The following is a 12873-nucleotide window of genomic DNA, read 5'->3' on the forward strand; positions in this document are numbered from 1 at the left end:
CGCGGGGTCGTTACCCGCTCGTCCCCGTTGCAACTCGATGGAGGGCCGAGCCTGAGCCATGTCCCGACCACACGCCGTCGTAACCGGTGGAGCCGGGTTCCTCGGGAGCCACCTCGTCGACGCCCTCCTCGACGACGGGTACAGGGTGACCTCGTTGGACAACTTCGGAAGCGGCCGCGAGTCGAATCTCGAGCACGTCGAGAGCGACCACTTCGAGAGTCGCCGCCACGACGTTCGCGAGCCGTTCCCCGTCTTCGACCGCGTCGACGAGGTCTACCACCTCGCGTCCCGCGCGAGCCCAGATGACTTCGTCGATCACGCAGTCGAGATCGCCCTGACGAACAGCGAGGGAACGCACAACGCCTACGAGTGCGGGCTGGAACACGACGCACCGGTATTGCTCGCCTCGACCAGCGAGGTGTACGGCGACCCGGACGTCAATCCGCAGCCCGAATCCTATACTGGGAACGTTAACGTGCGCGGTCCGCGCGCTCCGTACGACGAGAGCAAGCGGTTCTCCGAGGCGCTCGCAATCGCCTACGATCAACAGTACGATCTCGACGTTCGAACCGTCCGCATCTTCAACACCTACGGCCCCCGCATGCGACCCGACGACGGCCGCGCAGTGCCGAACTTCCTTTCGCAAGCGCTCCGTGGCGAGGATCTTACGGTGTACGGCGACGGCTCACAGACACGGTGCTTTTGCTACGTCTCGGACCTCGTTCGCGGCTTCAGGACGATCATGGAGGCAGACGCGGACGTCGTCTCCGGTGAGGCGTTCAATCTCGGTAGCACCGAGGAAATCACGATCGAGACGCTCGCAAAGACTGTCCTCGAAGTCCTCGACACCGACAGCGAAATCGCCTACCGAGAGCTACCGGAGGATGATCCGAAGGTTCGTCACCCAGACCTGTCCAAGACCGACGCCGCTCTCGACTGGGATCCACGTGTGTCCCTCAAGGAGGGGCTCCGGCGAACCGCCGAGGAGCTCGCCGCCGAGCTCGATCTCGAAACGTAGGAGCTCCGGTCCCCTTCGACGCCAAGGGAGATCCGGTGACAACTCGGGACGCAGTAAGCTCCGAGTTCGAACTGGACTCAACGGGCCGATTGGGAAAGCATACGTCCATCGCCTCGAAGGGTGCTTGCATGACCAGTCTGGACAGCGTTCTCGTCACTGGTGGCGCCGGCTTCGTCGGGAGTCACGCGGTGGAGTACTACGCCGATCGCGGCGTCGAAGTCACTGCACTCGACAACCTGAGCCGCGTCGAAACGCTCGAGACCGCTGACGATAGCCGCAACACTGCCGCTTACAACTGGGAGTACATCCGAGAGGAGTATCCCTCGGTCGAGCTCGTCGAAGCTGACGTCCGTGACGAGGATCGACTCGAAACGATCGTCGAGGGCCACGATGGGATCGTCCACACGGCAGGGCAGGTCGCGGTGACGGCCTCGCTCGAGGACCCCCGCACCGACTTCGAGGTCAACGCCGAGGGGACGTTCAACGTCCTCGAAGCCGCGCGCGCTGCCGAAAGCGATCCGGCGGTCGTCATGGCGTCGACAAACAAAGTCTACGGAGACAACGTCAACGAAATTCCCGTCCGCGAGGAGGAGACGCGATACTGGTACGACGACCCCGAGTACGAGGACGGCGTCCCGGAAACCCTCTCGATCGACGACTGTGAGCACACGCCCTACGGCGTCTCGAAGCTCGCCGGCGACCTCTACGTCCAGGACTACGCGGATCGGGGCGTCGTTGAAGCGGCCGCGTTCCGGATGTCGTGCATCTACGGCCCGCGCCAGTTCGGAAACGAGGATCAGGGGTGGGTCGCGCACTTCGCGATCTCCGCGCTCCGCGACGAGCCGCTCACGATCTTCGGCGACGGCAAACAGGTCCGCGACGTCCTCTACGTCGACGACCTGATCCGGGCCTATGACGCATTCCTTTCCGACCCCGACGGCAAGCCCGCGATCTACAACGTCGGCGGTGGTCCCCACAACACCACGAGCCTCGTCGAATTCCTCGACGCACTCGAATCGGTAGTCGGCAACCGGCCTGACGTCGCCTTCGACGACTGGCGCGAAGGCGACCAGAAAGTGTACGTATCCGACGTATCGAGGGCGTGCAACGAACTCGACTGGTCGCCAGATGTCGACTTCGAGGAGGGCATCGAGCGGTTCGTCGACTGGTGGGAGTCCCGGTAAACATCATTCGCCCGTGTGTCGACATCCATCGCATCGGCTCGTCGCCATCAGGAGCCAACTCGCTCAGTCGAAGCCCGAGAACGACAAGGTAGAAGACAACGCCGGTCCCAACACCCGTTCAATGACGTCGAGGGGGCCGTTCCGACCGCAGGCTCACTGCTCCATCGGGCGCGGGCTATCATGGAGGCTCGCATGAACGTTAAACGTCGCCTCGTCGCGGCCTTGCCTCCGACGGTGAAGCGGCTGCTGGCTCGTCCGTACGATCTCGTACAGACAAAGCGAGCGAACCGGACCTTTCGGGCCCGGGACCGGCCGTCGATCGACCCCGACCCAGACGCACCCCAGCACGTTGTCCTCCTCGTCGTCGACGCACTCCGTAGCGACGTCGTCACGGAAGAGACGATGCCATTTCTCGCGTCGATGGACGGGACGACGTCAGCGCTCACACCGAGTCCATGGACCTTTCCTGCGGTCTCCTCGATGCTGACTGGTGCGTACCCCCACGAACACGGAGCGATCAGAGCTCCGAACGTCGCAGACGAGGGCTTTGTCCTGCCAGAACGGATTCCGGACGATCGGTTGACGCTCAGCGACTATTTCGCTGCAGCTGGTTACCACACCTACGGTGGCTTCGGCCATGACACTCCGTTCGTCGCGCTCTCTGGCAGATTCGCCACGCACGATCTCAGTCACCAGCTCGACGCATCTGCCGCAGACGTGCTTGCTGACCACGAGCAATGGATTACTGACCGATCGAACTCACCGACGTTCTCCTACGTCCACCTCGCAGATCCACACATTCCGGTGACGCCACCCAACGAGTACTGGCAAAAGTACGACGTCGACAGCTCGATCGAGAATCTCGAGAACTGGGAGTACGAACGAACTCTCGAGCCCGACGAGGCCGCCGAGCGCTATCGGGAGCACCGGTGGCGGCTCTACCGAGCTGCCGCCGAGTATGTCGACGACTGCATCTCGGCACACATCGAGTCGATCAGGTCGATACTCGACGACGTGACGATCGTCGTCACCGCCGATCACGGCGAACTTCTCTGGGACCACGTCGCGCTGGACCAGGAGCAGTTCTTCGGCGACGGATGCGTCGATCACGGTGGGACGCCGTACGAAGCACTCGCACGAGTGCCGCTCCTTTCAGACGAACTGCCAACCGCGCCGAACGACGGTTCGCCTGCCTCACTAATCGATCTTGCACCGACGCTGCTGTCCTCGATCGGAGTGGACGCCCCAGAGGGCACGAGCGGCCTCGATCTCCACGCCGACGATCATAACCCTCGGTCACTCCTCGTCGAGGGCTGTCTAGGCCCCGAGGAGCGAAAAGCGGTCTATAGCGATGGAGACAAACTGATCGCATCGGAGTCCGGTACTACGCTCACGTTCGACCTGCCCGACGAGACGCCGGTCGAGTTCGATTCGGCGAGCACCGAAACGCTTCGGTCGAAGCTCCCGCCCTGGCCAGACAGTGATATCGGATCCACTAACGTCTCTGGCGTCGTCGAGAACCGACTCGACGCCCTCGGATACAAGTAACGACAACTCGGCGCCCCAGTCATACGTACCGCTAAGTCAGCGCCTCGGCTGCAAGTACAATAGGGCCCGACGCCCACTGACCAAACGGATTCAATTGTGACTCCTGGCTCTTGGGTCGAGCCGTCTTTCACAAGGCTTATTCGCCGTTTCCGCTACCCGCTAAAACAATGAGCACCGAGACCGAAGACGATCAACTCCCCGAGTCGGAGGCGATTGTCGAGCCCCTCCAGCGATGGTACCACGTGCCGGCGCTCGCGGCGATACTCATCTACATGCTCTGGACGCGAACGCGTGCCTACGACAAGTTCGTTCGCGATGGCGAGGTCCTGTTTAGCGGTAACGACCCATACTACCACTACCGTGCGACAATGTACAGCGTCAAGAACTGGCCGAGCCGCGTGTACGGTGAACCGTGGACGCTCTTTCCCGAGGGCCAGAACGTGGGCAACTTCGGGACGCTGATGGACCAAGTCGTCGCGACGGTGGCGTTGGTCGCCGGTCTCGGCGACCCCTCTGCCCAGCAAGTTGCGAAGATATCCCTTCTCGCCCCGGCGATTTTCGGGGCCCTCACGACGATCCCAGCCTATTTCCTGGCAAAGAAGCTCGGCGGTAATCGGATCAGTGGCCTGACCGCGGCCGGTCTCGTCGCGCTGGTTCCACAGGCTTCGTGGATCACGCGCACCAGCGTCGGCTACTACGATCACCACGTCGCCGAAACGCTGACGATGTCGATCGCCATGCTCGCTATGGTGAACGCACTGGTAGTCGTCGGGCGCGAGCGGCCTGTGTTCGAACAGGTACAAGATCGCGATTGGGATGGACTTCGTCCGACGCTCGTCGCGAGCGTCCTCGCTGGCGTGGCGCTCGCCGCGTACCTGCTCACCTGGGCCGCCGGTGTGGTGCTCGTCGGAATCTTCGGCGTTTTCTTCGTCGTCGCCATGTCCGTCGCGGTTATACGTGGCGAAAGCCCGGAACACCTCGCCTTTGCCGGTGTGATCACTCACCTCGTTGCTTTCCTGGTCGTCCTCCCCTTCATCCAATCGTTCACGATCGAAACTACTACGCTATCGCTGCTGCAGCTCTTGCCCATCATCGGAATCGTCGTCGGCTGTACCATCCTCGCTGCAATCGCACGAGAGTGGGAAAATCGGGAACTGGATCCCGGGCTTTATCCCCTTATTGTCGCCGCCATTGGACTAGTAGCAGTTGGTGCAATTTGGGTGCTACTTCCCGAAGTAGCACAAGCTGTCTGGGGGAACCTCCAGCGAATCTTGTTCCTCGGTCAGTCCGACACCACCCTGACGATCAGTGAGGCACAGTCAATGCTGGCGGACGATAGGCCGCCTGTTACTGAACAGTTCTGGGATGGCTACGGCTTCGCCTTCTTCACCGCAATGATCGCAGGCATTTGGATGGTTGCCCGAGGGCTCCTCGCAAAGCGGACCCGATCGGAGTATCTCCTGATCACCGTCTGGACTGCCTTCCTCCTCATGATGACGCTGACCCAGGTACGATTTCATTACTACCTCGTGATCCCCGTCGCCGTCCTGAACGGCTGGCTCGTCGCGCAGGTCCTTCGAATTGCGGCCTTCCCCTCCCTCGAGGACTTCGAGGACCTCCAGGCATACCACGTCCTGACCGTCTTTGCGATCCTTATGTTGCTGTTCGTACCGATCGCGTCGCCCATCGCGGCCGCGACCGCAGCCGATCTCTCCAGCGATACGCGCCCAGGTAGCAGCGTGACTACGTGGGACGACAGTCTGGACTGGATGAGCGAGAACACACCCGAACCCGGGACGTACGGAGGAGAGGAGAACGAAATGAATTATTATGGGCCGTTCGATGCAGTCGAAGGCAATTACGAGTATCCTGCGGGAGCTTACGGCGTGATGTCGTGGTGGGACTACGGCCACTGGATAACCGTCGAAGGGGAACGCATCCCAAACGCGAATCCGTTCCAGTCCGGTGCCAGAGGTGCGAGCGCCTACTTCCAAGCCACCAACGAGACGCGCGCGAACCTCATGCTCGAGGCGCTGTCGTCCTCGAACGTCTCCGGCGGCCAGCTCGACGACATGTCCAACGCCGAACTCCGCGAGGCCATCGAGGCCCAGAGCGAGCAGGAGGCCGGCGAGGACACCCGCTACGTCGTCATCGACGACCAGATGGTCGGCGACAAGTTCTACGCGATCACGCAGTGGGCCGGCGCGGACTTCAGCGACTACTACACCGGCGAGCGCTACCAGCTCGGTGGCCAGAACACCACGCTGACGGTGCCCTCGGAAACCTACCGAGACACCATGCTCGCAGAGCTGTACTTCGGTGACGCCGCTGGCCTCTCCCACTATCGCCTCGTCCACGAGGTGGACAGCTACTCCGTGGTCGGCGGGTACGTCAGTCCGAACCGCGCCGGGCCGTTCACGACGCTCCGCTACGGCTTCGACTGGGCCGACGCCCAGCAGACCGCGGCACAGCTCCGCCAGGCGAGCTTCTTCGGCCAGGCGCTGCAGGCCGGCCAGAACGCCTACATTTACGACGCGAGCGTCGAGTCGACGGTCAAGACCTTCGAGCGCGTCGAGGGGGCGACGCTCACCGGCCAGGCCGAGCCCAACGAGTCCGTGATCGTGACGGTGCCGGTCCAGACGGGGACGAACCGGACGTTCACGTACTCCCAGCAGACGACCGCCGACGCCGACGGCAGCTTCGAGATCACGGTGCCGTATCCGACGAACAACGAACTCGGCCCCGAGGACGGCTACACCAACGCGAGCGCCGTCGCGAACGGCACGTACACCGTCCGCGCTGGCGGCTTCCAGAACCCGCGGGCCCAGGCGTCCGACGTCAGCGTTCCCGAGCCTGCGATCTACGACGGGAGTGAGATACCGGTCGACCTCGAACCCGTCGAGGGCGGCACCGGCAACGACTCGACCGACGGCAACGCCAGCGGTTCGATGTCGGAAGCGAGCGCGACGAGCGAGACGTCGGCGAGTGGATCGGCCGCCGAACCAGAGACCACGAGCGACGTCGGCTCCAGCGCGATCTCGACCGGCGCATTCGGCGCCCTCGCCGCGCCCGGGAACGCTCTCACCGCACCGGTTCGCTCGCTCTTCGAATCGTTCGCTGCCGAGATCGCAGGCTAACCGTGCAGTTGCGCGCCGCGATCGTCACGTTCCTGAAAGGCGCGGCGATGGGCACCGCCGACATCGTGCCCGGCGTCTCCGGCGGCACGATCGCGCTGATCGCGGGGATCTACGACCGCCTCGTGGGTGCGATCGCCGAACTGCACCCCTCGCCGCTGCTCCACCTGCTGCGCCCCTACGACGCTGCCGAGCGTGCGGCCTTCGCCGAGGCGTGGCAGGAGATGGACATCACCTTCCTCCTCGTGCTCGGCAGCGGGATGGTCACCGCAGTGATCGTGCTCTCCCAGCTCATCCCGATCGCGCTGGAGGAGTACCGCGCCCTCACCGGCGCGTTCTTCGTCGGCCTGATCGCGGCCTCCGTCGTCCTGATCGGTCGCGACGTGCCCTGGACGCGGGTGCGGACGGCCCTCGCACTGGGTGCCGTCGCGCTCGTCGTCCTCGTCGCGACGATCACGGTGAACCTCGCCGACCCGTCGATCGCGTTCGTCTTCGCCGCCGGCGCCATCGCCATCTCGGCGATGTTGCTACCGGGGCTGTCCGGAGCCCTCCTCCTCTTGATCCTCGGCCAGTACGAGTACCTCCTCGACCAGCTCGACGCCCTGCTCTCGGCGCTGGCCGGCGTCGCGACCGGGAGCGACTCGATCGCGGACGTCGTCGAACCGGGCGCGGTCGTCGTGGCGTTCCTCTCGGGCGCGGTGCTCGGGGTGCTGACCCTCGGGCGGGTCGTCGACCGTGCGCTCGAACGCGACCGCGCGACGACGATCGCCGTGCTCGTCGGGTTGATGGCCGGCGGACTGTATCCGCCGGGGCGAATGGCGGTGAACTCGGCGACGGGATCGCTGACGCAGGCGGCGGCTGCAGTGGTGATCGCCGTCGTCGGCGCAGTCGTGGTGACGGCGTTCGACTACGTCACCCACGACCTCGACTACGTCTAGCATCAGTTGCTGTACGTTCAGTTGCTGATGTCGACCGTACTGTAGACCGCTTGGATACCGGGAGATCAGAGATCTCCCGACGTCGCGGCTTGCGCCGCGACAGCCCCTCCCGCTCGATGATCCTCACTCGCTGTGCGCTTCGCTCGGCCTTCGGCCTCGCTGCAGCGCTTGCGTCGTTACGATCGACGAGCGGTCGGCCCCTTCCAGTCCCACCCCGTTCATATTCGCGTTGAGCGATAGCCGGTGGTACGCATACTAGAACGTCGCTCCATAGAAAAGCCGGCAGCCGTCAGTCCCGACGGCGAGCGCGTCGCCGGTACTCGCCGTGGGGATCCTCCGGCGAGAACGGAGCCGGCGCGCTGTTCACGGCCTCGGCCCCGCACTCCGGGCAGGCGTCGCCGAGGGTGTAGACCGGCCGCTCGTGTTCGTCCTTCCAGGCCGAGCAGACGTGGATGTCGGATTTCATGGCGATGCGGTCCGAAAAGTGGGATCGAGGTGCCGCGAACCGCTTACTCGTCCTCGGTGCGTCGGTCGCGGTGGAACTCGCCGGCACCGCCGATGCCCTCGATGGCCTCGACCGCGCGGGCACCGCTCTCCTCGAGTTCGCGTTCGGCAGTCTTGTAGTTGGGCGCCTTGACGCGGAGGCGGTACTCGGGGGAGCCGACGTACGTCACCTCGAGGTCGACCTCGTCGGGGACCTCGCCGTTCCCTTCCGCGGCCTGGAGCGCTTCCTTGACGTCGTCGACGCCGTTCGTACCGGGGGATTCGAGGTCGACGTAGCCCGTGACGGTGACGTAGGGCACCGAGACGTTGTCGCGGGCGGCCTCGACGATCGCGTCGATCTCGTCGTCCTCGAGGTCCACGCCGTCGAGGGCTTCGTGGCCGTGGATCGCGGACTCCTCGAAGGCGGCGTAGAGGGTGCCGTACTCCGCGAGGAGCGCGTTCGCGATCGCGGTGAGGTCCTCGTCGTCGCCGTCGGGGAACGCGATCTCCATCCAGTTGTCGGCCTTCTGCTCGTTCTTCCACTCCTGAATGGTGTCCGAGCGCTGGTGGTCGTTGACGTCCTTGATCGAGAGGTCGATCTGCTGGCTGGACTCGTCGACGTCCAGCACCTTCGCGACGACGGTCTGCCCCTCCTGAACGTGGTCGCGGACGTTCTTGATCCAGCCGGAGGCGACCTCGCTGATGTGGACCAGCCCGCGCTTGTCCTCGTACTCCTTGAGGTCGACGAACACGCCGAAGTCCTCGATCTCGTCGATCTCGCCGACGACGAGCTCGCCGGGCTCGGGCCAGCCGCTGTACTTCATAGTGCGTCTGCCTGTCGGGACTCGACGACCTCGACGACGTCGGACTCGAGCGTGGCGAGCCCGCCGGTCGGCGTCGCGAGCGTGTGGCCACAGACCGCACAGACGACGTCGCTGGCGGCCTTGCCGAAGATTACCTGTTCGTTCTCACAGTCGGGGCACTCGACGCGGATGAAATCTCCTGCCATCGTTACTCCTGGAACTCCAGTCGACCGGCGCGCCATCCCTCGCGGAGGTGGGCCTTCCCGCAGTCGCCACAGCGGTACTTGAGATCAGTCTTCTTGGTGGGCTTGTCGCCACCGGGCACCTTCGAGAACCGACCGCGGTTCCCGATGCCCTTTCGACCGGCGCGCTCGCGGCGGGCCATCCACTTGAGGCCGGTCGTGCGGCCCGTTCGGACCTTCTCGACCTCGTGTTCGTGGTGTGCTTTGCAGTGCGGACAGTACGTGTTAAAGCGGCGCGGCATCTCCATCCGTGGTCACCTTGGATGGTGAGTTACGTGGGGCGGCTTAAACCCGCTACGGTTCGCCGTTGGCAGCGTCCGCCCCCGTCGTGGCAAGAGCAGGAGGAAGGGCGAAGGCAAGAGACGTTCCTACAGAATTCATATATTCGGCATATTCGGCATATTATCGGTCATACACGAACTGTAACGGTTATTATCGGCAGAATTGTTAACTTACTGGCAGTGATACCAACGATCGACGGAGACGCACCCACCGACATGTTCGACTCGATACTCGTGGTGACGAACGGCACCGACCCCGGATCCCGGCCCGCCGAGCGTGCTGTAGCGCTCGCCGAGACGCACGACGCCGAACTGCACGCGCTGTACGTCGTCGACGTGGCCAAGGACTGGGATATGGCCGTCGAGCGACGCGAGGCCGAGGGCGAAGCGGCGGTCGAGTTCGTCGCGAACCGCGGCGCGGAACGGGACGTCCCGGTCGTCAAGCACTTCCGGTACGGTCGCACTCACGAGGAGATCGTGGACTACGCGGCAGCCCACGAGGTGGACCTGGTCGTCGTCCCGTCGACGACTCGGCGCGGGCTCTCACGAATGCTCGCTCCGACAGACCTCGCCGAGCGAGTGATCGGACGGACCGACGTGCCGGTGCTCGGGATCGACGTGGCGGACGCCACCGAGCATGGGTCGGCCGAGGAGGCCGGTGACGGTGCGAACGCGCCCACCGTCGCGGACTGAGAACGGATGCACGGGATCGATCACCGACGGAGCCCGGTCTCGAAGCCCTTAATTGACGGTCCCACCAAGCCGCTTGCATGAAGCGGCTCATCGTGAACGGGGACCCGGGGTTCCGGAAGGACGCCGAGATCACGGTCGACGGCGAGGAGCTGGTGGCCTTCCAGGTCACCCGGAACGGCGACTGGCACGGGCCGGACCGCGTCCAGCTATGGTGCGTCGTCGGCACCGAGGACGAGCGTCAGACGTACGTCGAGCGGGACTTCGTCCCCCACTGGCTCGACGTCGAGCGCGTCGAGGACTCCGCGGTCGAGGTGCGGACGAAGGGCGGCGACCTCATCGTGTGAATCGGGCGCGCCCGGTGCCTCCTCGCCGAGGCCGGCAGCCAGTACCGCACACGCCTGGCCGCGACCGCCGCGTTTTACGTAGCCGGCCGTCGAGCCGTCGGTTGTCGATGGTATCACCAGCCGTGATCGCGGGCAGCGTGACGCAGGCTGCTCGGAACGCCGTCGCAGGACCCACACGCTGCACGTGATCCCAACAGTGCTGTCCGCGATCGCCGCCACGCCCCTCGCCGCGAGCGGCGGAAACACGCTCATCCTCGTCGCGATCATCCTCGCGCTCGGCGTCACCGCACAGCTGCTCGGGGACGCGTTCCAGGTGCCGAGCGTGCTGTTCCTGATCATCGCGGGCATCCTCGTGGGGCCGGAAGTGATCGGCCTCGTCACCTTCGCCGACCTCGAGCCCGCGCTCCGGACGATCGTCGGGGTCAGCGTCGCGATCATCGTCTTCGAGGGCGCCTTCCACCTGAAGCTCGAGAAGGTCCGGGAGGCGCCGTCCGCGGCGCTGCTAATGGTCACCCTCGGCGCCGCCATCTCCTTCGTCGGGACGACCGTGGCAGTCCAGTTCCTCCTCGAGCCGGGGTGGGGGATCGCCGCGACGGTGGGCGCGTTGCTCATCGCGACCGGCCCCACCGTCATCACGCCGATCCTCTCCGTCGTTCCGGTCCGGGATCGCGTGGCGGCCGTCCTCGAGACGGAGGGGATCGTCAACGACGTCACCGCAGCGATCCTCGCGGTCGTCATCTTCGAGCTGCTCGCGAGCCAGGAGACCTACCCCACAGACTTCCTCTACGAGTTCCTCGAGCGCCTTAGCGTCGGCCTGGTCGTGGGGATCGCGACGGCGCTGGTCATCTGGTACCTGCTCGAACACGTCGACGTGGGCACCGGCTGGACGCCTCAGAGCGCCCGGCTGATGACCCTCGCCGGAGCTGTCCTCGCGTTCGCGGCGGCCGACCAGATATCCACGGAGGCCGGCGTCGCAGCCGTCGCCGCGGCAGGGGTCCTGCTCGGGAACCTCGATCTTCCCTTCGAGGAGGAGATCGAGGAGTTCAAGGGCGACATTACGCTGATCGTGCTCTCCTTCGTCTTCATCGCGCTCGCGGCGCTGATCGAGTTCGACGTCCTCGTCGACATCGGGATCGCCGGGCTGCTCGTCGTGCTCGTGGTGACGCTGGTGCTCCGACCGCTGCTCGTCTTCCTCTCGACGATCGGGGACCGGTTCACCTTCCAGGAGCGCCTGTTCATCAGTTTCGTCGGGCCGCGGGGGATCATCCCCGCGAGCGTCGCGACGCTGTTCGCGATCCAGTTGCAGGATCCGACGGTCGCGCCGACGGACGTCTACGGCGGAGAGGTGCTCGCGGGGACGGTCTTCCTCGCAATCTTGCTGACGGTCGTCTTCCAGGCTGGCCTCGCCAGACAGATCGCGGAGAAACTCAACGTGGTTCCAATGCGCGTACTCATCATCGGAGGCGGTCGCGTGGGCCTCGCGCTCGCCGAACGCCTCGAAGAACGTGGAGAGAACATCGTCCTCCTCGAGGAGGACGAGGAAAAGATCGACCAGTTGCGGGCCGACGGGTACACCGTCCGACAGGGCGACGGTACCGACATCGAGTTCCTCGAGGCTTCCGGTGCGGGCAACGCGAAGATCCTCGTGGCCGCGACGGGCGACGACGACACCAACCTGCTCGTCGCCCAGCTCGCGAGTTCGAAGTTCGACGTCGAGACGGTGATCACGCGGGTGAACCAGCCCGAGAACGTCGACGCCTTCCGCGAACTCGAGGTCGAGACCGTCGACGCGTCGATGGCCACCGCGTGGGCGATCGACAACTCGATCGAGCGGCCGGCGCTCTCGAACTGGATGAACGAACTCGGCAGAGCAGGCGACGTCCAGGAGATCGAGGTGACGGACCGGTCCCTCGAGGGCCGAACGATCCGCGAACTCGACGAGGAGCTACCCAACGGCTGCATCCTCGCACTGGTCTCCCGTGGTGACGAGAACGAGATTCCCGATCCCGACTTCGAGATCGAGTGTGGCGATCACCTCACCGTGCTCGGTCGGACCGAGGACGTGCGCCAGGCCCTGAAGATCCTCCACCCGCACGACTGATCGAGGGGCGCCGTGCCGCCGACGGTCGCACCGCCGGCCTGCGACACCCGCTCGTACTGTACACGTCCGCTCTGCACTCGTCCGCGTTGGACCCGCTCGGTCGC

General features: G+C 64.9%; 12 protein-coding genes. 8 read left to right on the forward strand and 4 right to left on the reverse strand.

Features of this window, described 5'->3' with window-relative positions; genetic code table 11:
- Positions 1–58: 58 nt before the first annotated feature.
- The 5 genes from L593_RS04925 (at position 59) to L593_RS04945 (ending at position 7822) form a co-directional block, all read left to right on the forward strand.
- On the forward strand, positions 59–1018 hold the full coding sequence (locus L593_RS04925; protein ID WP_020445838.1) for an NAD-dependent epimerase/dehydratase family protein: 960 nt from the start codon (positions 59–61) through the stop codon (positions 1016–1018).
- Between the two features lie 128 nt (positions 1019–1146).
- Complete coding sequence (locus L593_RS04930) at positions 1147–2202, forward strand: NAD-dependent epimerase/dehydratase family protein (RefSeq protein WP_020445839.1); 1056 nt, start codon at positions 1147–1149, stop codon at positions 2200–2202.
- A 192-nt stretch (positions 2203–2394) separates the two neighbouring features.
- Entirely contained in the window at positions 2395–3750 is a 1356-nt protein-coding gene (locus tag L593_RS04935) for a sulfatase-like hydrolase/transferase (RefSeq protein ID WP_049893863.1), read from the forward strand.
- Positions 3751–3917: 167 nt separating this feature from the next.
- Positions 3918–6887: an oligosaccharyl transferase, archaeosortase A system-associated gene (locus L593_RS04940; RefSeq protein WP_020445841.1), complete on the forward strand. Its 2970-nt coding sequence runs from the start codon at positions 3918–3920 to the stop codon at positions 6885–6887.
- 2 nt (positions 6888–6889) lie between these two features.
- Positions 6890–7822, forward strand: coding sequence for a DUF368 domain-containing protein (locus tag L593_RS04945; RefSeq protein WP_020445842.1), 933 nt, complete (start codon positions 6890–6892; stop codon positions 7820–7822).
- Positions 7823–8111: 289 nt separating this feature from the next.
- On the opposite strand, the gene L593_RS15285 is transcribed toward L593_RS04945, so the two are convergent.
- From L593_RS15285 to L593_RS04960, 4 genes are read right to left on the reverse strand one after another with little or no spacing between them, the layout of a single operon-like run.
- Entirely contained in the window at positions 8112–8288 is a 177-nt protein-coding gene (locus tag L593_RS15285; RefSeq protein WP_020445843.1) for an RNA-protein complex protein Nop10, read from the reverse strand.
- 43 nt (positions 8289–8331) lie between these two features.
- On the reverse strand, positions 8332–9129 hold the full coding sequence (locus L593_RS04950; RefSeq protein ID WP_020445844.1) for a translation initiation factor IF-2 subunit alpha: 798 nt from the start codon (positions 9127–9129) through the stop codon (positions 8332–8334).
- Positions 9126–9314 carry a 30S ribosomal protein S27e gene (locus tag L593_RS04955; protein ID WP_020445845.1) on the reverse strand — a complete coding sequence of 63 codons (189 nt, stop codon included), beginning with the start codon at positions 9312–9314 and terminating at the stop codon, positions 9126–9128. The genes L593_RS04950 and L593_RS04955 overlap by 4 nt, the downstream gene beginning before the upstream one ends.
- Before the next feature lie 2 nt (positions 9315–9316).
- On the reverse strand, positions 9317–9598 hold the full coding sequence (locus tag L593_RS04960; RefSeq protein WP_020445846.1) for a 50S ribosomal protein L44e: 282 nt from the start codon (positions 9596–9598) through the stop codon (positions 9317–9319).
- Positions 9599–9811: 213 nt separating this feature from the next.
- On the opposite strand from L593_RS04960, the gene L593_RS04965 reads away from it, so the two are divergent.
- The 3 genes from L593_RS04965 to L593_RS04975 all read left to right on the forward strand — a co-directional run bounded on the left by L593_RS04965 (position 9812) and on the right by L593_RS04975 (position 12769).
- The gene (locus L593_RS04965) at positions 9812–10324 is read left to right on the forward strand and encodes a universal stress protein (protein ID WP_049893865.1); all 513 of its coding nucleotides are present in this window, start codon (positions 9812–9814) and stop codon (positions 10322–10324) included.
- Positions 10325–10401: 77 nt separating this feature from the next.
- Positions 10402–10668 carry an HAH_0734 family protein gene (locus L593_RS04970; RefSeq protein ID WP_020445848.1) on the forward strand — a complete coding sequence of 89 codons (267 nt, stop codon included), beginning with the start codon at positions 10402–10404 and terminating at the stop codon, positions 10666–10668.
- Positions 10669–10852: 184 nt separating this feature from the next.
- Complete coding sequence (locus L593_RS04975; protein WP_049893866.1) at positions 10853–12769, forward strand: cation:proton antiporter; 1917 nt, start codon at positions 10853–10855, stop codon at positions 12767–12769.
- Positions 12770–12873: the final 104 nt, after the last annotated feature.

The sequence above is a fragment of the Salinarchaeum sp. Harcht-Bsk1 genome (assembly GCF_000403645.1).
In the GTDB taxonomy this organism is placed as follows: domain Archaea; phylum Halobacteriota; class Halobacteria; order Halobacteriales; family Salinarchaeaceae; genus Salinarchaeum.

Bases quoted from the DNA above. Each gene is read 5' to 3' on its own strand.
- L593_RS04950 (WP_020445844.1), bottom strand. From the start codon at position 9,129: ATGAAGTACAGCGGCTGGCCCGAGCCCGGCGAGCTCGTCGTCGGCGAG.
- L593_RS15285 (WP_020445843.1), bottom strand. From the start codon at position 8,288: ATGAAATCCGACATCCACGTCTGCTCGGCCTGGAAGGACGAACACGAG.
- L593_RS04955 (WP_020445845.1), bottom strand. From the start codon at position 9,314: ATGGCAGGAGATTTCATCCGCGTCGAGTGCCCCGACTGTGAGAACGAA.
- L593_RS04930 (WP_020445839.1), top strand. From the start codon at position 1,147: ATGACCAGTCTGGACAGCGTTCTCGTCACTGGTGGCGCCGGCTTCGTC.
- L593_RS04970 (WP_020445848.1), top strand. From the start codon at position 10,402: ATGAAGCGGCTCATCGTGAACGGGGACCCGGGGTTCCGGAAGGACGCC.
- L593_RS04925 (WP_020445838.1), top strand. From the start codon at position 59: ATGTCCCGACCACACGCCGTCGTAACCGGTGGAGCCGGGTTCCTCGGG.
- L593_RS04940 (WP_020445841.1), top strand. From the start codon at position 3,918: ATGAGCACCGAGACCGAAGACGATCAACTCCCCGAGTCGGAGGCGATT.
- L593_RS04935 (WP_049893863.1), top strand. From the start codon at position 2,395: ATGAACGTTAAACGTCGCCTCGTCGCGGCCTTGCCTCCGACGGTGAAG.
- L593_RS04960 (WP_020445846.1), bottom strand. From the start codon at position 9,598: ATGGAGATGCCGCGCCGCTTTAACACGTACTGTCCGCACTGCAAAGCA.